Genomic DNA, 22830 nt, shown 5'->3' with positions numbered 1-22830 from the left:
TTCTCCTTTCAGCCCTGGGGCAGAACCGTTGGCACCAGGGTCCCGATCTCCGACAGCTCCAAAAGCCCTAGCTCCACCTTCCAGCGGAGAACCCGGCAACAGGCCGCGTCCACCGCCGCCTCATCCAGGCTTCCGGCTTTCACGGCCTCGATGACCCGGGGAATCTGGGTCCGGTAATCCGTGGTGACAATCAAATCGTTTCCCGCCTGAAGGGACAGTATCGCCACCGCTCCGTTCTCCGCGTATTTGGATACGGCCTCCATGGCCAGATCGTCCGTCATCACCACGCCGTCAAAACCCAGGTCCTCCCGGAGAATCCGGTGGACCTCCGGGGACAGCGACGCGGGAAGGACCGCGTCCATGCAGTTCACAATGTTATGGCTCACCAGCACGGCGGGCATAGGGGGGAACGCCTCACCCGCGGCGATGCCCTCCTGGAAGGGCAGGAAATCCTGTTCCTGGAAGGTCTCCCAGGGCCGTTCGTCCACGGCGATTCCGGTGTGAGTGTCCCGGTTGTTCCCGTAGCCGGGGAAGTGTTTCAGGACGCTGCCCAGGCCATACCGGGACTGAACCTCCACCACCCGGGCCACATACGCTCCAGCCTCGATCTCGTTTCCGCCGGTGGTCCGGTCATAGATGAAATCCCCGGGGTTTGTGGAAATGTCCGCCACCGGATTCAGATTCACATTGAATCCCAGAGCCTTGAGGAGCAAAGATTTCTCCCGGGTCTCCTCCTCCACGCCCAGGGGGCCGCCCTCTCCCCCCGCTCCCTCCAGCCAGAGCTTCCGGGGGCTGGAGAATTTCCTGCTTCGAATCTTGGGGTTGGAGCTGACACGGACCACCGTGCCGCCCTCCTCGTCCACGCCGATCAGCAGAGGAATGCCGGTGTCGTAATAAGCCGCCGCCCGCTGCCAGGAAGCAATGTTCTGAATCAGCTCGTTGGCCGTCTTGTCCTGGGTATCCCGGCCAAAGAGAATGTAGCCGCCCAGGTGGTAGGTCATCACGTCCTCCACGGCGTTCTCCCCGGGGACCCGGACAAAGAAGAGCTGGCCCACTTTTTGCTCCAGGCTCATCTCCTCCAGATTTTTCCGCAAGGCGGCCTCCAGCGGGTTCTTAACCTCCTCCGGCTCCGCAGGCTCCTCCGGCGGAATCTCCGGCATTTCCGCTGGAGCATTGTCCGGCGCTTCCGGCGGAGGGGGCACCATCTTCCCGCCGCAGGCGGTGAGGAGCAGAATCAGAAGCAGCGCCGCAGACAGAATTTTTCTCATCTCACCTCAGCGCCTCCGCCGCGTCGGAAGAAATTCCGCTCCGTTCCGTTTCCGGCTTCCGCCGAAAACTCCACACGCTCCATTCCTTCCTCCTTTCCCCACTCGATCCGCTTCGCTGGGTTCGAGCGGGGGCCCCGAAAGGCCGATTGGCTTCTCATTTCCTCTCATTTCAGCGCCTCCGCTTCTGCAATCCACAACGCGGCCTGCGCATCCGACGGCATCCGCCAATCGCCTCGGGGGGACAGAGCCACGGTGCCGATCTTCGGACCGTCGGGCAGGCAGTTCCGTTTAAACTGCTGGTTGAAGAAACGGCGGTAGAAGGATTTCAGCCACTTCAAAATGATCTCCCGGCCATACTTCCGCCCCAGGGCATACTGCGCCAGCCGGAAGACCTTTCCCGGCCCGAAGCCCCAGCGAATTACATAGTACAAGAAGAAGTCATGCAGTTCATAGGGGCCCACCAGGTCCTCCGTCCTCTGGCTGATCTCCCCCTGAACGGCGGGCAGCAGCTCCGGGGATACCGGCGTGTCCAAAATGTCCTCCAGCACGTCGTGAAGCTCCGGCTCCTCCCCGTCCCGGGAAAGATAGCCCACCAGATGACGCACCAGCGTCTTGGGGATGGAGGCGTTGACGCCGTACATGCTCATGTGGTCCCCGTTGTAGGTGCACCAGCCCAAAGCCAGCTCGCTGAGGTCCCCGGTGCCGATGACCAGGCCGCCGCTGCCGTTGGCAATGTCCATCAGCACCTGGGTGCGCTCCCGGGCCTGGGCGTTTTCATAGGTGACGGAGTGGTCCTCCGGATCGTGCCCGATGTCCCGGAAGTGACTGCGGACGGACTGGGTGATATCCACCGTCCGCAGCGTGGCCCCCATCCGCTCCGCCAGAATCACGGCATTGTTCCTCGTCCGGTCCGTGGTGCCAAAGCAGGGCATGGTGACGGCGATGATATCCGACAGCGGCCGGTCCATCATCTTCATGGCAAGGCCGGTAATCAGCACCGCTAAGGTGGAGTCCAGTCCGCCGGAGAGGCCCACCACCGCCGTCTTGGCTCCGGTGTGCTCCAGCCGCTGTTTCAGCCCCAGGGAGGCAATAAGCAGAATTTCCCGGCACCGGGCGTCCCGGTCCTCCTTCCCCTCAGGGACGAAGGGCATGGGCGACACATAGCGGGTCAGCTTCGTGGGGGAGACGGTGAGGAGGAAGGTCTCCGCACAGCCGCCGGTTCCCGCTCCCTCCCCCAGCGCCTGGGTCCGGCGGCGCTCATAGGCAAGGCGCTGCACGTCGATCTCCGAGATCAGCAGTCCGCCGTCAAACCGGCGTTCCGCCAAAAGGCAGCCGTTCTCCGCCACAAGCTGATGGGCCCCAAAGACCAGATCGGAGGTGGATTCCCCCGCCCCGGCGCTGGAGTAGACATAGCCGCAGAGGAGCTTGGCGCTCTGCATCGTCACCAGCTGGCGGCGGTAGGCATCCTTCCCCACCACGTCGTTGCTGGCGGAGAGGTTTCCAATGAGCAGGGCCCCGTCCTTCGCCATCCGGATCGAGGGGGAATCCGGAGACCAGAGGTCCTCGCAGACCTCAAAGCCCAGCGCCAGCTCCGGAAGATTCTCACACCGGAAGACCTGCCCCGCCCCGAAGGTCACGCACTCCTGCCCCAGCAGGGGAAGGCGCTCCGTCTCCGGCGGCGCCGGGGCAAACCAGCGCTTCTCGTAAAACTCGCCGTAGTTGGGCAGGTGGGTCTTGGGAACCACTCCCAAAACCTTTCCGCTTTGTATTACCACGGCACAGTTATACAATTTGTCATGAACCCGCAGAGGCATTCCCAGAGCAGTGACTACCTCCAGGTTCCGCGTGGCCTCCAAAACCGTATCAAGGGCCTCCTCCGCGCCCCGGAGCAGCACCTCCTGGTAAAAGAGGTCGCCGCAGGTGTAGCCCGTCAGCCCCAGTTCCGGCAGGACCAGAACCTTGACCCCCGCCTTCTCGGCAGAGCGCATCATCTGAAAGGTCTGCTCGGCGTTATAGGCGCAGTCCGCCAGCCGCAGCTTCGGCGCGCCGCAGGCCACGGAGATAAATCCATCCTTCATGTTTTCGAACCTCCCCCATGGAATTTTTGACAGGTTTATTGTATACTGTTTGGCCCCGTTTATCAAGGGGCGGGGACAGGAAAAGCGGGACGGCCTTTTGCCGTCCCGCTGGTGATCTATTGAAAGCAAACCCTCTCACTTCAAGGCGGACAAATCTGCCGACAGCAGGCCCATTATCAGGCTGGACACCCGGCCGCAGGCCGCCGCCTGATCGTAGACCGGCGAGACGTCCTTATATTTGGGCGTTCCATCGGAATTCCGCTCCCAGGACAACTCCGCTCCCCACTTTTTCAGGGAGAAGGCCCACTGGTCCAGGTAGTCCAGGGGATTCCCCGGCCACTGATTGATGCGGTCCAGAGTGTCCCGCATATCCGCCAAAGTCACAAAGGGGTTATCCATATCTCCCAGGGGTACCAGGCGGAGGTCCATCCTTGTCCAGCCGTAATCCAAGTCGCTGATGGCACCCATGGCGTTCAGCTCGTGCATGAGGTCCATCCACTCCACCTTGGAAACGGCGTTCGGATTGGCCTTCAGCCGCTGTAAGGTTTTCTTCGCCCCGTCGGTGAGCTTCCCGGTGATCTCCTGGTTTTTGCCGGACAGGAGGTCCGAAAAGTCTACCGAAGGTCCGCCCGGGTTCACCCCCGCCGGTTTGTACTTCCCCCACATTGACTCAGGAATTCCGGTGTTGTTGACGATGTAGTTTATTCCGCTGTCCATGCCTGATTCTCCTTTTTGCATTCGCACTCCCTTGCTTTTCAAATTGGTATTCCTTTACAAAGGTTATATCGACAAAGTCCGGCACTTGATAAGAGACCCTCCGCATTTCCGGGAGAAACGAAAAACGGACCGCCAGGCGGTCCGTTTTTCGTGTGTGTTTATTTTAGGAGGGAGAAAACGCATCGGGCTGGGAGTACCCTTTGCTGATTCTTACTATACCCAATAATTTTTTCAAAATTATGAGTTTCTTGTAAACAGTTTATGAATCCTGCCGCTTCCAAAACAGGCGGTGATTTACCCTGTCCGCAGTTTGCGGCTTACTCGCCTTACGTCCCCTTCACCTTCCGGCTCTCTGCCACGGCCATCTCGTCACAGCGGTTGTTGAAGGCGTTTTCCGCGTGTCCCTTGACCCAGTGGCAGTGCAGCTCATGAACCTCCAGCAGGTCCAGGAGCTGTTCCCAGAGGTCGGGGTTCAGGGCGGGCTTTTTGTCCGCCTTTACCCAGCCGCGTTTCCGCCATCCCACGGCCCAGCCCTTTTCCAGGGCGTCAATGATATACTTGGAGTCAGACCAGAGCTCCACAATACAGGGCTCCTTCAAACAGGAGAGGGCCCGGATGACGGCGGTGAGCTCCATGCGGTTGTTGGTGGTCTGGGCCTCGCCGCCGGAGAGCTCCTTTTTGTGCTCCCCGTAGAGCAAGATGGCTCCCCATCCTCCCGGTCCTGGATTTCCGGAGCAGGCTCCGTCGGTATAAATGGTAACCGTTTTCATAGGGACCTCACACCGTTTCCTCGGGAACGGAGGTCTCCTCCCGCTCCGCCAGGGCCATGGAGATCACCTGATCTCCCTCTTCCTTGAAGCGCATGACAATGACGCCCTGGGTGGACCGGCCGCACTGCTTGATGGCCTCTACCGGCGTGCGGATCAGAATGCCCGCCTGGGTGACCAGCAGCAGGTCCTCGGACCCGTCCACCACCTTCACGCCCACGATATTTCCGGTCTTCTCCGTCACCATATAATTCTTGATACCCAGGCCGCCCCGGTTTGTAACCCGGTACTCCTCTACCGGCGTCCGCTTGCCAAAGCCCTTCTCCGTAATGGTCAGTACCGTCTTCCCCGGTTTCGCCCGGGCGGCGCCCACCACATAGTCCCCCTCCCGAAGGCGGATGCCCCGGACGCCCACGGCTTCCCGGCCCATGGGGCGGACGTCGTTCTCGTCAAAGCAGATGGCGCAGCCGTCGTGGGTGGCAATCAGAATCTTCTGCTCCCCGTCGGTTTCCCGGACGGTGATCAGCCGGTCTCCCTCGTCCATGCGCAGAGCCCGGATGCCGTTGTTCCGAAGATTCCGCAGACTGTTTGCCGGCAGGCGCTTCACGGTGCCGTTCCGGGTGACCATGAAGAGATAGCGCCCGTCGTCCTCTATGGAGCGGGTGTGGATGATGGCCTGAATCTGCTCTCCCTGCTCCACCTGGAGGATGTTGACAATGTTGGTCCCCTTGGCCGTCTTCCCGGAGACGGGAATTTGATAGCCCTTCTTGCGGTAGACCTTTCCGGTATCGGTGAAGAAGAGAATATAGTCGTGGGTGGAGGCGGTGAAGACGTCCTCCACCGCGTCCTCCTCCCGGGTGGTGATGCCCTTTTTCCCCATGCCGCCCTTGGACTGGGCCGCATATTCGCTGACGGGAGTCCGCTTGATATAGCCCGCCTGGGTCAGGGTGAAGACGCACTGCTCCTCCTCAATCAGGTCCTCAATGTCGATCTCATCCTCCACGTCCTGAATCTCCGTCACCCGTTCGTCGCCGTACTTCCCGGCGATGGCGGTGAGTTCCTCCTTGAGAATCCGGCGGACCAGACTCTCGTCGGACAGGACCTGCTGGAAATAGGCGATGCGCTCCTCCAGCTCCTTGTACTCGTTTTCCAGCTTCTCCCGGTTCAGACCCTGGAGGGCAATGAGGCGCATGTCGCAGATGGCCTGAGCCTGCACGTCGTCCAGACCAAAGCGGGTCATGAGGTTTTCCTTGGCGTTGTCGTAGCTGGTGCGGATGATTTTGATAACCTCGTCAATATGGTCCTGAGCGGTCAGCAGACCCTCCAGCAGGTGAGCCCGCTCCTGGGCCTTCTTCAGGTCGAACCGGGTGCGGCGGATGATGACCTGTTCCTGGTGCGCGATGTACTCGTCCAGGATGTGCCGCAGGGACAAAATCTTGGGCTGGAGCTTGCCGTTGACCTCCACCAGGGCCAGCATATTGATGGCGAAGGTGGTCTGAAGCTGGGTCTGGGCAAAGAGGCGGTTCAGCACCACCTGGGGGTTGGCGTCCCGCTTCAGCTCGATGACAATGCGCATGCCGTTGCGGTCGGACTCGTCCTGAATGTTGGAAATGCCCTCCAGCCGCTTGTCCTCCACCTGGTCCGCCATGTTTTTAATCAGCATCCGCTTGTTGACCTGGTAGGGAATTTCCGTAATGATGATGCGGGTCCGGTTCTGGCCGAACTCCTCAAACTCGTGCCGGGCGCGGATGGTCACCCGGCCCCGCCCGGTAGCGTAGGCCGCCCGGATGCCGCTGCGGCCCATAATGATGCCCTTCGTGGGGAAATCCGGCCCCTCCATGTGCTGCATCAAATCCGTCAGCGTGGCGTTGGGGTCCTCCAGCACGCAGATGACCGCGCCGATGACCTCCCGGAGGTTGTGGGGCGGGATGTTGGTGGCCATGCCCACGGCGATGCCGCTGGACCCGTTCACCAGGAGGTTGGGAAACCGGGAGGGCAGGACCTTGGGCTCTTTTCGGGTTTCGTCGAAGTTGGGGTCCCAGTCCACGGTCTCCTTCTCGATCTCCCGGAGCATCTCCTCGGAGATTTTGGCAAGCCTTGCCTCCGTGTACCGGTAAGCCGCCGGGGGATCTCCGTCCACGGAACCAAAGTTGCCGTGGCCGTCGATGAGCATATAGCGCATAGAAAAGTCCTGGGCCAGACGGACCAGAGCGTCGTACACTGACTGGTCGCCGTGGGGGTGATAGCGGCCCAGCACGTCACCCACGGCGGTGGCGCACTTGCGGAAGGGCTTGTCGTAGGTCAGGTTGTCCTCATACATGGCGTAGAGGATGCGGCGGTGGACGGGCTTCAAGCCGTCCCGCACGTCCGGCAGGGCCCGGCCCACGATGACGCTCATGGCGTAATCGATATAGGATTTTTCCATCTCCGGGACCAGGGGGGACTCGACAATTTTCTGGTCCGGGAATCGGATTTCCTCGGGGTCGTATTGGGGTTTTTTACTCATCTGCTGTTACCCAGCCTTTCCTTAAATCAGGTTTCACACGCTTCGTACGCCAGGTGGACGGAATCCAGTCCGCAGTCGCTTTCCTCCGCCGGGCGGAAGTTGGATATATAGAGGGAGGGATACATGGAAAACGCCACCTCGGGATTGAGAAGCGTACCGGATTCGTATTCCTGCCTGGTGATGATATCGTAACGGGACATTTCGACCTCAAAGACGTAGGTCTCCCCTTCCTCCAAATGTTTCGTAAGCTCTCCGGTATAAATAGTAAAGGGTGTGCTCTGGAACAGGGTGACCACCGCCATGTACGGCGTTTCATAGTCCGTCACATAGTCGGGAATCAGTTCCCGCACCGTGGCCGTAAATTCGCCCGTTACCTTGACCGTCATCTTGTCGGGGGACTTCTCCTGCTGTTTCTGGAGCTCCTCCCGCAGGGCTTCCCGCTCCCGGACCACCGCGTCATAGTCCTCCTTCGAGACGCCGCCGCAGCCTGTCAACAGCAGGGCCAGGAACAAAAGCGCGCTTATGATTCGTCTCATTTCCGTACACTCAGTAGTCCAGGTTCACCACATACTTGGCGTTCCGCTCAATGAACTCCTTCCGGGGTTCCACCTTCTCCCCCATCAGGATGGTGAAGGTCTCGTCCGCCTTCACGGCGTCGTCCAGAGTGATGCGACGGAGGGTTCTCGTCTCCGGGTCCATGGTGGTCTCCCACAGCTCCTGGGGGTTCATCTCACCAAGACCCTTGAAGCGGTTGATCTCCACCTTGGCGTTTGGGTTCCCCGCCCGAAGCTCGGCGGAGATGCGGTCCCGCTCTATCTCGTCATAGGCGACCTTCGTCGTCTTGCCCCGGGTCAGCTTGAACAGGGGCGGCACGGCGGAATAGACATAGCCCTGCTCGATCAGAGGCCGCATGAAGCGGAAGAAGAAGGTCAGAAGCAGCGTCCGGATGTGGGACCCGTCCACGTCGGCATCCGCCATGATGATCACCTTGTGATACCGGAGCTTATTGGCATCAAACTCTTCCCCGATGCCCGCGCCCAGAGCGGTAATCACCGGCTGGAGCTTGTCGTTGCCATACACCTTGTCCGCCCGGGCCTTCTCCACGTTCAGCATCTTGCCCCAGAGAGGCAGGATGGCCTGGAACCGGGAATCCCGGCCCTGGGTGGCGGAGCCTCCGGCGGAGTCACCCTCGACGATATAGATTTCCGTCAGCTCGGGATTGTTCTCGTTGCAGTCCCGGAGCTTGTCGGGCATGGCCGCGCCGCTGAGGGCGGTCTTCCGGCGGATGGATTCCCGGGCCTTCTTGGCGGCCTCCCGGGCCCGGGAGGCGGTGAGGGCCTTATCCAGAATCATCCGCCCCACCTGGGGATTCTCCTCCAGGAAGGTGTCCAGCTTCTCCGCCACGATGTTGTTCACCAGGGTGCGGATTTCGCTGTTGCCCAGCTTGGCCTTGGTCTGCCCCTCAAACTGGGCGTCGGTGAGCTTTACGGAGATGACGCAGGTCAGACCCTCCCGGCAGTCCTCGCCGGAGACCTTCTCGTCGTCCTTCAGCATTTTGATTTTCCTGCCGTAGCTGTTCAGCACGGTAGTCAGGGCCCGCTTGAAGCCCTCCTCGTGCATGCCGCCCTCGGGGGTATGGACGTTGTTGGCAAAGGACAAAATCGTCTCGCTGTAACCGTCGTTATACTGGAGGGCCACCTCGGCCACGGAGTCCTCCCGCTGGCCGGACATATAGATCACGCCGGGATGGAGGGCGTCCTTGCTCTTGTTCAGCCAGGTGACAAACTCCCGGATGCCCCCCTCGTAGCACATGGAGTCCTCCTGCTCCCTGCCGGGGCGGAGGTCCACGGTCTTAATCCGGAGTCCGGCGTTCAGGAAGGCCTCCTCCCGCATGCGGGTGTGGAGAATGTCATAGCTGTAAACCGTATCCTCGAACATCTCCGGGTCCGGCTTGAAGATAACGGTGGTGCCGGTACGGTCCGTTTTGCCCACCACGGTCATCTCCTGGGTGATCTGTCCCCGGGAGAATTTCATCTCGTAAATCTCGCCGTTTTTGTGGACCTGAACCGTCAGCCACTCGGAAAGGGCGTTGACCACCGACGCGCCCACGCCGTGGAGGCCGCCGGAGACTTTATAGCCCCCTCCGCCGAACTTGCCGCCGGCGTGGAGGATGGTATAGACCACTTCCAGGGCGGGCTTGCCGGTCTGGGCCTGGATGTCCACGGGGATGCCCCGGCCGTTGTCCACGACGGTGATGGTGTCCCCCTCGTTGATCTGGACCAGAATTTCCGTGCAGAAGCCCGCAAGGGCCTCGTCGATGGCGTTGTCCACAATCTCGTATACCAGATGATGAAGGCCGGAGGACGACGTGGAACCGATATACATGCCGGGCCGCTTTCGAACGGCCTCCAGACCCTCCAGAACCTGGATTTCCGAGGCGTCGTACTCGTTGCCCGCGTCCACGGCGGTGGAATTTAAGATTTCATTGTCTGCCATAAATGTTCTCCTTTGCTGCTCTTTTTCTTATAAGAAAAAGAACCAAAAAGAATTTTTATCTCGCTCTTCGGTGCGTCGCTTCCGCCAGCCTGCCGCACGGCAACCGGGAATTGCGGTTTGAGAGCGGAAAAAGCCGGGCCGAAGGGCCGGGTCATTCGGCCTGCCTTCCTCCGCTCTCTATGCACGCTTTTGGAATATACAGCCGTTTGGCCGCATAGGATGTCCCATCAACGGTCCGCCCTGTCTTGGAAGCGATATCTGATTCAGAACAGATACGTTATCCGGTCTTCCTCTTCACTTTCACTCCAGCTTCCCGCTCTCCGCCCGCTTCCGCAGAGCGGAGGGGCTGAGAGGCGTCAAATAGACGATCTGCTCATGATACGGGTGGTCGCAGACCACGAAGGACCTCGGCAGGTCCCCGGACACGTCCAGAACCACCCCCTCCCGCTCCGCCGACGCCAGATAATCCCGGGTCCGCTTTTCATAGCTGCATTTGTCCAGATCAAAGATGCCGATGATCCGGCGCTGGGGGATGATCTCGTTTTGTCCCAGGTGCAAGTACATGGTCCGCCCTCCTTGGTTCAGAATCGAATTCTCCCCTGTTCCACGTGAAACACCCGGCCGCCCAGAAGGTCCGGCAATCGGTCCTCCTCGCAGCAGGTGATGAACACCTGCCCTCCCGCGATGCGGTTCAATACAAATTCCTGCCGCCGGGGGTCCAGCTCGCTGAGCACGTCGTCCAGCAAAAGCACCGGATACTCCCCTGCCGCGTTTTTATAGATCTCCCTTTCCGCCAGCTTCAGAGCCAGGGCCGCCGTCCGCGTCTGCCCCTGGGAGGAATAGGTCTTCGCCTCCCGTCCGTCGATGGAAACCAGAAGATCGTCCTTATGCGGTCCCGAGAGGCACAGCCGGGAGGCCAGCTCCGCCTCCTGATGGCGCTCCATATGCCGCCGGAGGCAATTTCGGATCGTATCCCCGTTCGCCCCCGGGTCCTCCACGGAGGAAACCGTCTGATACCGGAGGGTCAGCTCCTCCCGCCCGCCGGAGCACTCCCGGTGGTGAAGGGCCGCGTATTCCCCCAGGCGGAGGCAGAAGGGATGCCGGTACTGAATCAGCGCCGCGCCGAAGCGCACCATCTGCTCGTTGAACTCCGGCAGGGCGGCCAGCAGGTCCGGCCTCTGCCCGCAGTCCCGCAGAATCCGGGTTTTCTGCTCTCTGGCCCGCTCATAGCCCGCCAGGGCGGCGGCGTACCGGGGCCGGAGCTGGCAAAGGGCGGTATCCATAAAGCGACGCCGGGCGGCGGCGCCCTCCCGGATAAGATACAGGTCCTCCGGCTGAAAGAGAACGGTGTGATACACGTCCGCCAGGGCGGCGTTGGTCTTCGCCGGAACCTGATTGACGGTGATTTTCCGCCGCCGGCCCCGGAACAGGTCCGCCTGAACCTTGAACTCCCGGTCCCGGGAGCGGACCCGGGCCAGGAGACGGGCGTCCTCCTTCAAAAAGCCGATCATCTCCCGGTCTGTCCGGGCCCGGGGGGACCTCCCCCGGGAGAGATAGACGACAGCCTCCAGAAGATTCGTCTTTCCCTGGGCATTCTCGCCGCAGATCACGTTGCACCGGGGGTCGAAGTCCGCCGCCTCCCGGTCATAGTTCCGGAAGCCCTCCAGCTCCAGGCGGTCAATCCGCATAGCGGACGGTGAGCCGTTCCCCGCGGAAGAGAACCTCGTCTCCCGGGCGGATTTTCTTTCCCCTCTGGAGGCAGACCTCGCCGCCCACCCGGACCTCTCCGGCCTGGACGCGCTCCTTAGCCTCTCCCCCGGTCTCCACCAGTCCCGCAAATTTCAGCAGGTCCTGGAGCTTGATAAACTCTGTGGTGATAACAATCTCTCTCATGCCGCGCCGCCTCAATCCGAATTTTTCAGCCGCACCGGAAGTACCATATATAAGAAATGATCCTTCCCGTCGGTGGGCACAATGATGGCCGGAGACACGCCGGTATTCAGCTCGATGCGCACCTTGTCCGCCGGAGCGTAGCGCAGGGCCTCCATCAGATAACGGTTGTTGAATCCGATTTCCAGCCCGTCGCCGTCGCCCTCCAGGCGGCACACGTCTTTGGCGTCGCCGTTTCCGGTCTTGGCGGAGAGGAGGACCTTCCCCTCCTCAAAACGGCAGCGCACCGGGCTTTTCAGCTTGTCGGAGATCACCACGGACACCCGGTCGATGCTCTCAATCAGGGCCTTGGATTCCACCGTTACCGCGATGGGGTTCTTCCGGGGAATGGCGGTGCGGTAATCCAGGAATTCCCCCTCCAGGCGGCGGCAGATCAGCTCCACGCTGCCCACGGTGAAGAGGATATGCCGTTTGCCAAGGGTAATCTGCGCCAGGTCCTCCACGTCGCCGCAGATGCTCTTCACCTCGTTCAGCGCCGGACCGGGGGCCACGAAGGAAAAGGCGCCCCCCTCGATTTTTTCCAGGGGCTCCTTCCGCACCGCCAGACGGAACCCGTCCACGGCGGCCATGGTCAGCCCGCCCTCCCCGATTTCAAACAGGGCCCCGGTATGGACCGGGCGGCTCTCGTTGGTGGAGACGGCGAAGGCCACCTCCTCGATCATGGCCCGAAGGACCTTGCGCTGCATGTACACGGCGTACTCGTCCTCTACCTCCGGAAGGTCGGGATAATCCGCGGCGGAGAGGCCGGGGATATCGAAGTCCGCGTCGGCGCAGGAGAGATGGACTTGAAGCTTCTCGTCCACCGTGAAAACCACCATGTCGTCCGGCATACGGCGGATGATGTCGCCGAAGAGCCGGGCGTTCAGAACGATGTCTCCAGGGTCCGATACGCCGGCGGAGACCTTGGCCCGGATGCCGGTTTGCATGTTGTAGCCGGAGACGGTCAGTTCCTCCCCTCCGGCGTGGAGCAGTAGTCCCTCCAGGGCGGGAATGGAGCTTTTTGGGGCCACCGCCCGGCTGGTGACGGAGATGGCGTTTTGCAGCAGGGCTTTTTCACAGCTGAATTTCATGGTGAAACCTCCTTGCGCCGGTGGGCGCGGTAATGACGGCGCCTGAGCGCCGGGGCCCTCGGTCAAACGGGAGGCGAAGGCCGTTCTTTTAGAGAAAAAAAGTAAATAATTTAGGGGAAGTGGCAGTAGGAGAAAAAAATGTGGAAAAAGGGGAAAACCATAGAAACGGCGGGACTTTGCGCTTCCACAGCCGTTGTTGAAGAAAAAGACGGTTCTCCACGCCTCCCAACATCCCCCGGGATTTCCACAGAAAGGTTTTCCTTTTCAACAGGAAATGTGGAAAAAAAGGGTATGAAAAAACAGGCCTGTTTTCGGTCAGTGTCTGGATGTGATATTGGATTTAAGCTCCTTGACCATCTCGGCAAAGGCCGGGTCTTTTTTCATCTTCTGCTCCACCTGGCGGATGGAGTGGATGACGGTGGAGTGATCCCGGTTGCCGAAGAGCTGGCCGATGTTGTCCTGGGAGAGGTTCGTCATGCTGCGGATGAGGAACATGGCGATCTGCCGGGCGGCCACGGCGTCCCGGACCCGCTGCTGCCCCCGGACCACGGACTCGTCCAGATGATAGTACCGGCTGACGTAGGAGAGAATGGCCTCCGGCGTGGGTATATACTCGTTGCTGCCCTTCAGAATGTCCTGCATGGCCCGGTTGACGGTGTCCTCGTCGGTCTCCTTGTCCAGAAGGTCCTTATAGGCCAGGACCTTATTGACGGTGCCCTCCAGCTGGCGGACGTTGGCGGTGACGTTCTGGGCGATCAGAACGGCGATTTTATCCGGCAGGTCCATGCCCAGAAGGGCCGCCTTGTTTTTCACGATGGCAAGACGGGTCTCGAAGTCCGGCGGCGTCACGTCCGCCAGCAGGCCCCACTCGAACCGGGTGCGGAGCCGGTCGTCCAGCAGGGTCATCTCGGAGGGAGGACGGTCGGAGGTCAGCACGATCTGCCGCCCGGATTCATAGAGGGTGTTGAAGGTGTGGAAGAACTCGTTCTGCACCTGCTCCTTTCCCGCCACGAACTGCACGTCGTCCACCAGGAGAAGGTCCGCCTCCCGGTACTTGGCCCGAAACTCGCTGCCCCGGTTCGCCCGGATGAGCTCCACGAATTCGTTGATGAAGTCGTCGCCCTTGATGTAAACGATTTTGGAGTTGGGGTCGTTGCGCCGGATGACGTTGGCGATGGCGTAGAGCAGGTGTGTCTTCCCCAGGCCGGAGTCCCCATAGATCAAAAGAGGGTTGTAGTTCTGGGCGGGGTGTTCCGCCACGGCCATGGAGGCGGCGTGGGCCAGCTTGTTGGAGGGGCCTACCACGAAGGTCTCAAAGGTGAATTCAGCGTAGGTGAACCGCTCGGACTGCCGCTTGGGCGCGGCGCCGCCCCGGAACTCCAGAAGGCCGGCGTCGTCCAGAATCTTCACCTCAAACTCCATGGAAAAGATGTCTTGAAGGGCGGCCTTGATGTTGCCCAGGAACAGAGATTCCAGATACCCCCGCTTAAAGTCGCTGGCGCAGTGGAGAAAACAGGTGCTGCCCCGGATGTCCACAATCTGAAGCTCGTCAAACCAGGTGGAAATGGTGGTTTCGGAGAGCGTCCCCCGGAGTTGGTGCAGAACATTCTCCCAAATGTCGGTGACGGAATTCAAAAAGGAAACACCTCTCTTTCTGTAGTCGTGTTTGAAAACATTTATTTATTATACCAGAGAAGTGAAATAAAGGCAATACTTATTCTAATAATAAGAATTCGTTTTTAAACCTTCCGCAGCCAAACGGATGGCGGATTTTGCTTTTTTTTCCTTCAGTCAGCGCTGGTGAACCAAATCTTGACATCACAGGGAGATTCTTTTATAATGTTTTTGTGCGGCATGAATAGTTTTGCCGCCTGACAGGAAACGAACGTTGTCAAAAACCCTCAAAAGAGTGGGGCGGCGTTCATAAAAGGAGGAGCATTGCTATGGACTTTATGAAAGAGTACGAGAAATGGCTTGCCAGCCCCGCCCTGAGCGGAGAGGAGCGGGCTGAGCTGGAGGCTATCAAGAACGATCCCAAGGAAATCGAGTCCCGGTTTTACGGACCTCTGGAGTTTGGCACCGCCGGCCTCCGGGGAACCATGTATACCGGTCTGCACAACATGAACATCCACGTGATCCGCTGGGCCACCCAGGGCTTTGCCGACGTGATCTGCGCCGAGGGCGAGGAGGGCAAGAAGCGGGGCGTGGCCATCTGCATGGACTGCCGGAACCACTCCGCCGAGTTCGCCCGGGCCGCTGCCGAGGTCTGCGCCGCCAACGGCATCCATGTCCGGATTTTTGAGTCCCTCCGCCCCACTCCCGAGCTGAGCTTCGCCGTCCGGGAGTATCACTGCCAGGCGGGCATTAACGTCACCGCCAGCCACAACCCCAAGGAGTACAACGGCTATAAGGTCTACTGGCAGGACGGCGCCCAGCTGCCCCCCCATCACGCCGACGCCATTGCCAAGCGCCTGGGCGAGATTGACATCTTCAACGATATCAAGCGCATGGACTATGACGAGGCCGTAAAGGCGGGCCTTATCGAGGTGCTGGGCGCGGAGACGGACAAGCGTTTCCTGGATAACGTCACGGCCCTGGTCAACGACAAGGAGACCGTGGCCAAGGTGGCGGACAGCTTCAAGATGGTCTACACCCCCTTCCACGGCACCGGCCACAAGCTGATTCCCGAGGTGCTGGGCCGCCTGGGCGTGAAGAACCTGCTCTGCGTGCCGGAGCAGATGGTCATCGACGGGAATTTCCCCACCGTGGTCTCCCCCAACCCGGAGAATCCCGAGGGCTTCTACCTGGCGGTGGACCTGGCCAAGAAGGAGGGCGCGGACTTTATTCTGGGCTCCGACCCCGACGCGGATCGGGTGGGCATCATGATCCGGGACAAGGACGGCGAGTTCAAGGTCATCACCGGCAACCAGACCGGCGTACTGCTGCTGGACTATCTGATTGGCGCGAAAAACCGGGCGGGCAGCATGCCCGAGAAGCCCGTGGCCCTGAAGACCATCGTCACCACGGAGATGGCCCGGAAGGTGGCGGAGGTCAACGGCCTTCAGTGCTTCGACACCTTCACCGGCTTCAAGTTCCTGGCGGAGAAGAAGGACAAGTTGGAGGCCGCCGGCGAGGGCAAGGTCATTTTCTCCTATGAGGAGAGCTATGGCTACATGCTGGGCGACTACGTCCGGGACAAGGACGCCGTCACCGCCGCCCTGCTGCTGACGGAAATGGCCGCGTGGTACGCCGCCCAGGGAATGACGCTGGCGGACGCTCTGGCGGCGCTGTATGAGAAGTACGGCTATTACGCGGAACATACCTACAACCTGGTTATGCCGGGTCTGGACGGTTTGCGGGACATGGCCAACCTGATGAAGGGCCTGCGGGAGAATCCCCCGGCGGAGATTTCCGGCGTGAAGGTCGCGGTGCGCAAGGACTACAGCGACGGGTCCGTGCTGAACTGCGCCACCGGCGAAACCAGCGGCATGGAGCTCTCCGGGTCCAACGTGCTGCGCTTCGAGATGGCGGACGGCACCTCTGTCATCGTCCGTCCCTCCGGCACGGAGCCCAAGATCAAAGTTTACATCCTCACCCAGGGCAAGGACGCCGCCGACGCTCAGGCGAACCTGGACAAGTACGGCGCCTGGGTAGCCTCCCTCCAGAAATAACAAACGCGTCATAACGCGTCATATTTTGGAAAAACTGTAAACCGAGGGGCCTGCCGGAAAAATACGGCAGGCCCTTTTTCGCTGGACATAGATAAATTGACGAAATATGAACCATCAATTTGGCAGTGAAGCATAAATGTGATTTTGACCAAAATTTTTGTTGTAATCGCCGGTAGAGTGTTGTATAATTCATATATTGGACGCTTGCGGCCCCGGCCGCATGGACAGCAAAAATAAGGAGTGAAACGAATCATGAGCTATTCCGTACAGAACATCCGCAACGTCTGTCTGCTGGGGCACAGCGGCAGCGGCAAAACCGCCCTGGCCGAGAGCCTGCTCTACATGACCGGCGTCATTGATAGAATGGGAAGGGCCGCCGATGGAAACACTGTGTGCGACTATGATCCCGAAGAGACCAAGCGGCAGATTTCCCTGTCCACCTCCGTGGCTCCTCTGGACTATAAGGGCTGCCGCATCAACCTTCTGGATACTCCCGGCGCCTTCGACTTTGCCGGCGAGGTTATGGCCGCCCTCCGGGCCGCCGACGCCGCCATCATTGTCTGCTCCGCCAAGGACGGCGTGTCCGTGGGTCTGGAGAAGGCCTGGAAATACTGCGAGGAGCGGAATATGCCCCGCTTCATCTACATCTCCAAAACCGACGAGGACAACAGCGACTATAACGCCACCTTCGAGGCGCTGCGCTCCCGCTTCGGCAACAAGATCGCCCCGGTGGTGGTCCCCATCTGGGACGGCGGACACAAGGTCACCGGCATCATCGACGTGCTGAACAAGCGGGCCTATGAGATGCAGAACCTCAAGCGGGTGGAGATCGAGGTTCCCGCCGACAAGGGCGACGTCATCGCCGAGTTCAACGACGCGCTGAAAGAGTCCGTGGCCGAGACCAGCGAGGAGCTGATGAACAAGTTCTTCGACGGCGAGGATTTCACCTATGCCGAGATGATTCAGGGCCTGCGCCAGGGAGTCCGGGACCTGAGCCTGTTCCCCGTTCTCTGCGGTTCCGCCGTGGGCTGCCTGGGGTCCCTGATGCTGATGGACAACATTGTGGACCTGCTGCCCAACCCGGTGGAGGGCAACTATCACAAAGCCACCAAGTCCGACGGCGAGACCGAGGAGTTCGTGGTCTCTCCCGGCGGCGTGCCCACGGCCTTTGTATTCAAGACAATCTCCGATCAGTACGGCAAGTACTCCTTCGTAAAGGTTCTCTCCGGCAGCATCACGCCGGATATGCCCATGGTGAACGCCCGCACCGGCGAAAAGGTGAAGCTGGGCCGGCTCTATACCATCCGGGGCAAGAAGAACGCCGAGGTCAAGGAGCTGGCCTGCGGCGACATCGGCGCCATTGCCAAGATGGACATCAAGACCGGCGACACGCTCTGCGACGAGCGGAAGGTGGTCAGCCTGAAGAACATTCCCTTCGCCGAGCCCTGCTACTCCGTGGCCATCGTGCCCAAGACCCGGGGGCAGGAGGATAAGATCGCCCAGGGCCTTACCCGCCTGAATGAGGAGGACCCCACCTTCTCCGTGGTGAACAATGCCGAGACCCGGCAGATGGTGGTCTCCGGCGCGGGCGACATGCAGATGGACGTACTGGTGAGCAAGCTGAAAAGCCGCTTCAATGTGGAGGCGGAGCTGAAGCCCACCCGGGTTCCCTACCGGGAGAAGATCCGCAAGACCGTCCAGAAGCAGGGCCGCCACAAGAAGCAGACCGGCGGCAGCGGCCAGTTCGGCGACGTGTGGGTCCGCTTTGAGTACAACCCCGAGGAGGAGGAGATGGTCTTCGCCGAGGAGGTCTTCGGCGGCTCCGTGCCCCGGAACTTCTTCCCGGCGGTGGAAAAGGGCCTCCGGGAGGCCTGCGCCCACGGTCCTTTGGCGGGCTATCCCCTGGTGAATCTGAAGGCCGTTTTGTACGACGGGTCCTATCACCCGGTGGACTCCTCCGAAATCGCCTTCAAGACCGCGGCGCAGCTGGCCTATAAGGCCGCCATGCCCGAGGCCAACCCCGTCCTGCTGGAGCCCATCGGTGAGCTGAAGGTCACCGTGCCCGAGAACTACACCGGCGACGTTATGGGCGACATCTCCAAGCGCCGGGGCACCCCCATGGGTATGGACCCCACCGGCGACGGCACCCAGGTCATCACCGCCGAGGTTCCCATGGCCGAAATGGGCACCTATGCCATTGACCTGCGGGCCATGACCCAGAGCCGGGGCAGCTTCACCTTCCACTTCATCCGCTATCAGGACTGCCCCCCTGCCGCCCAGGAGAAGGCCATCGCCGAAGCGAAGGCCATGGCGGAGGGCTGATTTACCGCATCAAAGACCAAAAAGGGCCCCGCTCCAGCCGGAACGGGGCTCTTTTCAGGGTTGATGAGAGAGGCGGTGCATTTTTAAAAGCCCGCCGAACGCCGGAACCTTTCGGAGGACAGCCTGTTTGTAAAGAGCGCCTCCCTGCAAATTTAAATAAAGAGTTAATTTCCATCAAATTTTGATTTTGTGACATTTGCAACTAGAAGTCTTTCTGGGAACCTGTTATACTCATATCACTGCCTGATAAAAAATTGATTCTAAGGAGGATACAATTATGAAAAAGTGGGTTTGCCCGGTTTGCGGTTATGTTCACGAGGGTGACGTTCCCCCCGAGAAGTGCCCCCAGTGCGGCGTTCCCGGCGCGAAGTTCAAGGAGCAGGGCGCTGATATGACCTGGGCCGCCGAGCATGTGGTGGGCGTTGGCAAGACCTTTGGCGCGGACGTTCCCGCCGAGGCGCAGAAGGAGATCATTGACGGTCTGAACGCCAACTTCTCCGGCGAGTGCACCGAGGTCGGCATGTACCTGGCCATGGCCCGCGTGGCCTTCCGCGAGGGCTATCCCGAGATTGGCCTGTACTGGGAGAAGGCCGCCTATGAGGAGGCCGAGCATGCCGCGAAGTTTGCGGAGCTCCTGGGCGACGTGGTGACCACCAGCACCAAGAAGAACCTGGAAATGCGGGTCGAGGCCGAAAATGGAGCCACCGCCGGCAAGTTCGCCCTGGCGAAGCTGGCCAAGCAGTACAACCTGGACGCCATCCACGACACCGTCCATGAGATGGCTCGCGACGAGGCCCGCCACGGCAAGGCCTTCAAGGGCCTGCTGGAGCGGTACTTCAAATAATTTTCCGATTCGGAGGATCTACTTATGGATAAGTACGTCTGCCCCTGCGGTTACGTCTATGACCCCGCGGTAGGCGACCCTGACAACGGCGTCGCCCCCGGCACTCCCTGGGACCAGGTCCCTGAGAGCTGGGTCTGCCCCATCTGCGAGATGGGCAAGGACGTGTTTGAGAAGGAATAAGCCGCAATTAAGAACAGCGCTTTTGGAGAGGAGCGGGGAATCCCCGTTCTTCTCTTTTTGCACTTTTTTGACTGCCGGTGTGGAAACCTATGTACGGCTACCACCCGGTATTTACCTTCGGCTGACGCATGCGCAAAAAACGAGGGTAGGCAGCTGCCCATCCTCGTTTTTCTCATGCCTGGAGATTCAGCTCTCCTCCAGCGGCGGCCTCCGGAGCGGCGGCAGCGGCGTACTGCTGGGCCACGGCCCCGGCAGAGGGCTGGAAGGAGGCCGACAGGTCCTGTGCCTGCTTCTGAAGCTCCATACGGGTTGCGGAAAGCTGCGCCTGCATCCGGTTGTCAATCTCCGCCTCCCGGATATAACCGGACTCCCGAATCATGCGGGCGGCCTGCCTGCGGCGGAGCTCCTGCCGCTGGCGCTGGGCCTCCCGGGTTTTTTTCTCCTGGGCCAGCTTGGCCTGCCGGGCCTGATCCGCCTTTTCCCGGTTCAGCTCCCGGCTTTTTTTCCCCGCCCGGGTGACGGCCTTTTGGAGCTGGTTGATGGCGGCCTGAATGCGCTTGGCGTTGTCCGGGTCCTGGTGCTTAGCGGCTTTCAGCCGCGTGATCTGCCGCCGGGCGTATCCTGCGGCGGCGGTGACCTCGGCGGGCCGCCGGGCTCTGGCCAGGCGGGCGTAAGCCTCGATGGGAGCGTCGCCGTACCGGGGTTTGGGCTTGAGACTGTTGAATTTCTCCCGCACGGCATCCGCCTTCTCCCGGGCATCCCGCATCATCTCATAGAGATCGGTGGAATCGTCCTTCTTTTCCCCGGCCTGGGCGGTTTGGGCGCTGGTCTGGGAAGTGGTTTGCGCATGGATTTGGGTCTGCCAGGAGGCAGAACGACTGGTTAGCTGTGTAATGCCCATGGCGGTCCCTCCCGATGGAATATTCTATATATACATTATATCGGCAGTACGTGGAAAAAGTGAAGAAGCGCCGCCGGAAAATTTTGGGCGGAACGGAAAATATCCGGCGGCGCTGGAAAGCGGTAGATTTTTTCACAAAAGCATGGTATGCTAAGAAAAAGTACTCTCCCGTCCAGAGGAGGAAAGGAGGCGTGTCTGTGAATCTGACGGAGCTGCTGGCGGCGTATCCCGCCGTGGGACTGTGGTATACCGCCCTTGCGCGCCTGCTTTTCCCTGTGCTGGCGGGGGCCATTCTCTGGCGGGCCGTCCGGTCCCTCCTCCGGATTCCCCACACGCCGGAGACCTGGGGACAGCTGAGCCTGCCCAACGGCGTTCCCGTTCCCCTCACCCATTGGGAGAATATTCTGGGCCGGGGGCGGAGCGCCGACGTGCGGCTGAACTACCCCAGCGTCTCCCGCCAGCACGCGGCCCTCTGCCGGAATGAGGAGGACCAGTGGACCCTCTATGATTTGAACTCCAAGGGCGGCGTACTGCTCAACGGCGAGAAGGTGGAGGGTTCCGCCCCCATCCGCCTGGGAGATTCCATCCAGCTGGGGGGTGTGCCCCTGCTCTTCCTGCCCCAGACCGCGGCGGAGCGGGAGGAGCTGGAGGAGAAGCGCCGGGCGGAGCGCCCCGCGGCCATGTGGCCCTCCTTCCTGTGGCTGACAGTGTTCCAGCTGCTGGCCTGCACGCAGCTGATGGTCTCTGCGGGAGAGGGGGCCTCCCCCGCCATTCCCCTGGCCTTTCTGGGGCTGACGGCGGTGATGTGGCTCTATGCCATAGCGCTCCGGCTCAGCCGCTGCGTGGGTTTTGAGATGGAGACCATCGCCTTTTTCCTCTCCACGCTGTCCCTGGCGGTCACCGCCTCCAGCGCGCCGGGAAGCCTTTATAAGCAGCTTCTGGCTGTGATTCTGGGGCTGATTCTGTTTTTGACCCTGGGGATTTTTCTCCGGGACCTGGGCCGGGTCCAGCGGAACCGCTGGCTGATGGCGGCGGCGTCCATTGCTCTTCTGGCCGTGACGCTGGTGCTGGGGAACCGGAAGTACGGCGCGGTGAACTGGATTTCCCTGGGTCCCCTGTCCTTCCAGCCCTCGGAGATTGCCAAGATCTGCTATATCTTCGCCGGGTCCGCCACCCTGGACCGGCTGTTCCACCGGCGGAATCTGACTCTCTTCATCCTCCTTACCGGCGTGTGTATCGGCCTTCTGGGTCTGATGAGCGACTTTGGAACGGCGTCCATTTTCTTTGTGACCTTCCTGGTGATTGCCTACCTCCGCTCCGGGGACTTTGCCACGCTGTCCCTCATCTGCGGAGGGGCGGTGTTCGGCGCGGGAATTATTGTGAAGTTCAAGCCCTATATTCTCAGCCGCTTTGCCTCCTGGGGCCGCGCCTGGGCCGACGCGTCGGGGCAGGGCTATCAGCAGACCCGCACCATGTCCGCCGCGGCCTCCGGGGGCCTTTTCGGCATGGGCGCGGGGGAGGGCTGGCTCCACCGGGTTCCGGCGGCGGACACCGATCTGGTGTTTGGAATGCTGTGTGAGGAGTGGGGACTGCTGGTGGCCTATTTTGCCGTGGGGGCCATTGTGGCCCTGGCCTTTTTCACCGTCCGGGCCTGCCGGATGGGGCGGAGCAGCTTTTACTGTCTGGCCGCCTGCGCCGCCGGCTCGCTGCTGGTGTTTCAGACCTGTTTGAATGTATTCGGGTCTGTGGATATCCTGCCTCTGACGGGGGTGACCTTCCCCTTTGTCTCTAACGGCGGATCCGCCATGCTGTCCGCCTGGGGTCTGCTGGCATTTTTGAAGGCCACGGATACCCGGGAGAATGCCAGCTTCGCCATCCGGCGTCAAAAACTGCGCTCCACTCCGCCCGGCTGAAAGCCGGGCATCCGTTCCGCTCCGTTTCCTCCGCCTCCTTCAAGGGGGAGCAGGCTCCCCCTTGAGCAACCCCCACCCCTGCGGGGGACGAGGGACAGATCGGAAGAGCACACGTCTGAACTCCAGTCACATTACTCGATCTCGTAT

General features: G+C 60.8%; 19 protein-coding genes. 5 read left to right on the top strand and 14 right to left on the bottom strand.

Annotation, left to right across the window (positions count from 1 at the left end; all coding sequences use genetic code 11):
- Positions 1-8: 8 nt before the first annotated feature.
- The 13 genes from QZ329_RS09605 to dnaA all read right to left on the bottom strand — a co-directional run bounded on the left by QZ329_RS09605 (position 9) and on the right by dnaA (position 14487).
- Positions 9-1268, bottom strand: coding sequence for a glycoside hydrolase family 3 N-terminal domain-containing protein (locus QZ329_RS09605; protein ID WP_295751720.1), 1260 nt, complete (start codon positions 1266-1268; stop codon positions 9-11).
- 164 nt (positions 1269-1432) lie between these two features.
- Complete coding sequence (locus tag QZ329_RS09600; protein WP_295751718.1) at positions 1433-3346, bottom strand: NAD(+) synthase; 1914 nt, start codon at positions 3344-3346, stop codon at positions 1433-1435.
- Between the two features lie 135 nt (positions 3347-3481).
- Positions 3482-4063 carry a hypothetical protein gene (locus tag QZ329_RS09595; protein WP_295751716.1) on the bottom strand — a complete coding sequence of 194 codons (582 nt, stop codon included), beginning with the start codon at positions 4061-4063 and terminating at the stop codon, positions 3482-3484.
- A gap of 326 nt (positions 4064-4389) precedes the next feature.
- The gene (gene rnhA / locus QZ329_RS09590) at positions 4390-4833 is read right to left on the bottom strand and encodes a ribonuclease HI (RefSeq protein ID WP_295751713.1); all 444 of its coding nucleotides are present in this window, start codon (positions 4831-4833) and stop codon (positions 4390-4392) included.
- A 7-nt stretch (positions 4834-4840) separates the two neighbouring features.
- Positions 4841-7336 carry a DNA gyrase subunit A gene (gene gyrA / locus QZ329_RS09585; RefSeq protein ID WP_295751710.1) on the bottom strand — a complete coding sequence of 832 codons (2496 nt, stop codon included), beginning with the start codon at positions 7334-7336 and terminating at the stop codon, positions 4841-4843.
- A gap of 26 nt (positions 7337-7362) precedes the next feature.
- Positions 7363-7872: a hypothetical protein gene (locus tag QZ329_RS09580; protein ID WP_295751707.1), complete on the bottom strand. Its 510-nt coding sequence runs from the start codon at positions 7870-7872 to the stop codon at positions 7363-7365.
- Between the two features lie 10 nt (positions 7873-7882).
- On the bottom strand, positions 7883-9832 hold the full coding sequence (gene gyrB / locus QZ329_RS09575; RefSeq protein WP_295751704.1) for a DNA topoisomerase (ATP-hydrolyzing) subunit B: 1950 nt from the start codon (positions 9830-9832) through the stop codon (positions 7883-7885).
- On the bottom strand, positions 9811-9987 hold the full coding sequence (locus tag QZ329_RS09570) for a hypothetical protein (protein ID WP_295751702.1): 177 nt from the start codon (positions 9985-9987) through the stop codon (positions 9811-9813). The genes gyrB and QZ329_RS09570 overlap by 22 nt, the downstream gene beginning before the upstream one ends.
- Positions 9988-10132: 145 nt before the next feature.
- The gene (remB, locus tag QZ329_RS09565) at positions 10133-10396 is read right to left on the bottom strand and encodes an extracellular matrix regulator RemB (RefSeq protein ID WP_295751699.1); all 264 of its coding nucleotides are present in this window, start codon (positions 10394-10396) and stop codon (positions 10133-10135) included.
- 17 nt (positions 10397-10413) lie between these two features.
- Complete coding sequence (gene recF, locus QZ329_RS09560; RefSeq protein WP_295751695.1) at positions 10414-11520, bottom strand: DNA replication/repair protein RecF; 1107 nt, start codon at positions 11518-11520, stop codon at positions 10414-10416.
- Complete coding sequence (locus QZ329_RS09555) at positions 11510-11725, bottom strand: RNA-binding S4 domain-containing protein (protein ID WP_295751692.1); 216 nt, start codon at positions 11723-11725, stop codon at positions 11510-11512. The genes recF and QZ329_RS09555 overlap by 11 nt, the downstream gene beginning before the upstream one ends.
- Before the next feature lie 11 nt (positions 11726-11736).
- Positions 11737-12852, bottom strand: coding sequence for a DNA polymerase III subunit beta (dnaN, locus tag QZ329_RS09550; protein WP_295751689.1), 1116 nt, complete (start codon positions 12850-12852; stop codon positions 11737-11739).
- 315 nt (positions 12853-13167) lie between these two features.
- Positions 13168-14487: a chromosomal replication initiator protein DnaA gene (gene dnaA / locus QZ329_RS09545; protein WP_295751686.1), complete on the bottom strand. Its 1320-nt coding sequence runs from the start codon at positions 14485-14487 to the stop codon at positions 13168-13170.
- 308 nt (positions 14488-14795) lie between these two features.
- Here dnaA and QZ329_RS09540 point away from each other — a divergent pair, with 308 nt between their 5' ends.
- From QZ329_RS09540 to QZ329_RS09525, 4 genes are all read left to right on the top strand, one after another.
- Complete coding sequence (locus tag QZ329_RS09540; RefSeq protein ID WP_295751683.1) at positions 14796-16523, top strand: phospho-sugar mutase; 1728 nt, start codon at positions 14796-14798, stop codon at positions 16521-16523.
- 252 nt (positions 16524-16775) lie between these two features.
- On the top strand, positions 16776-18845 hold the full coding sequence (locus QZ329_RS09535; protein WP_295751680.1) for an elongation factor G: 2070 nt from the start codon (positions 16776-16778) through the stop codon (positions 18843-18845).
- A gap of 277 nt (positions 18846-19122) precedes the next feature.
- Positions 19123-19689: an NADH peroxidase gene (locus QZ329_RS09530; RefSeq protein ID WP_295751677.1), complete on the top strand. Its 567-nt coding sequence runs from the start codon at positions 19123-19125 to the stop codon at positions 19687-19689.
- Positions 19690-19713: 24 nt separating this feature from the next.
- Entirely contained in the window at positions 19714-19869 is a 156-nt protein-coding gene (locus QZ329_RS09525; RefSeq protein ID WP_295751673.1) for a rubredoxin, read from the top strand.
- Between the two features lie 172 nt (positions 19870-20041).
- Here the strand turns inward: QZ329_RS09525 and QZ329_RS09520 are convergent, their stop codons facing one another.
- Positions 20042-20770, bottom strand: coding sequence for a hypothetical protein (locus tag QZ329_RS09520; protein WP_295751671.1), 729 nt, complete (start codon positions 20768-20770; stop codon positions 20042-20044).
- Positions 20771-20967: 197 nt separating this feature from the next.
- On the opposite strand from QZ329_RS09520, the gene QZ329_RS09515 reads away from it, so the two are divergent.
- Positions 20968-22683, top strand: a complete 1716-nt coding sequence (locus QZ329_RS09515; RefSeq protein WP_295751669.1) for an FtsW/RodA/SpoVE family cell cycle protein — start codon at positions 20968-20970, stop codon at positions 22681-22683.
- The last annotated feature ends 147 nt before the right edge of the window (positions 22684-22830 follow it).

The sequence above is a fragment of the uncultured Oscillibacter sp. genome (assembly GCF_910579365.1).
Lineage (GTDB): Bacteria > Bacillota > Clostridia > Oscillospirales > Oscillospiraceae > Oscillibacter.
The sequence above is the reverse complement of the archived record's forward strand: the minus strand, read 5'-3'. Positions and strand labels throughout refer to the sequence as shown.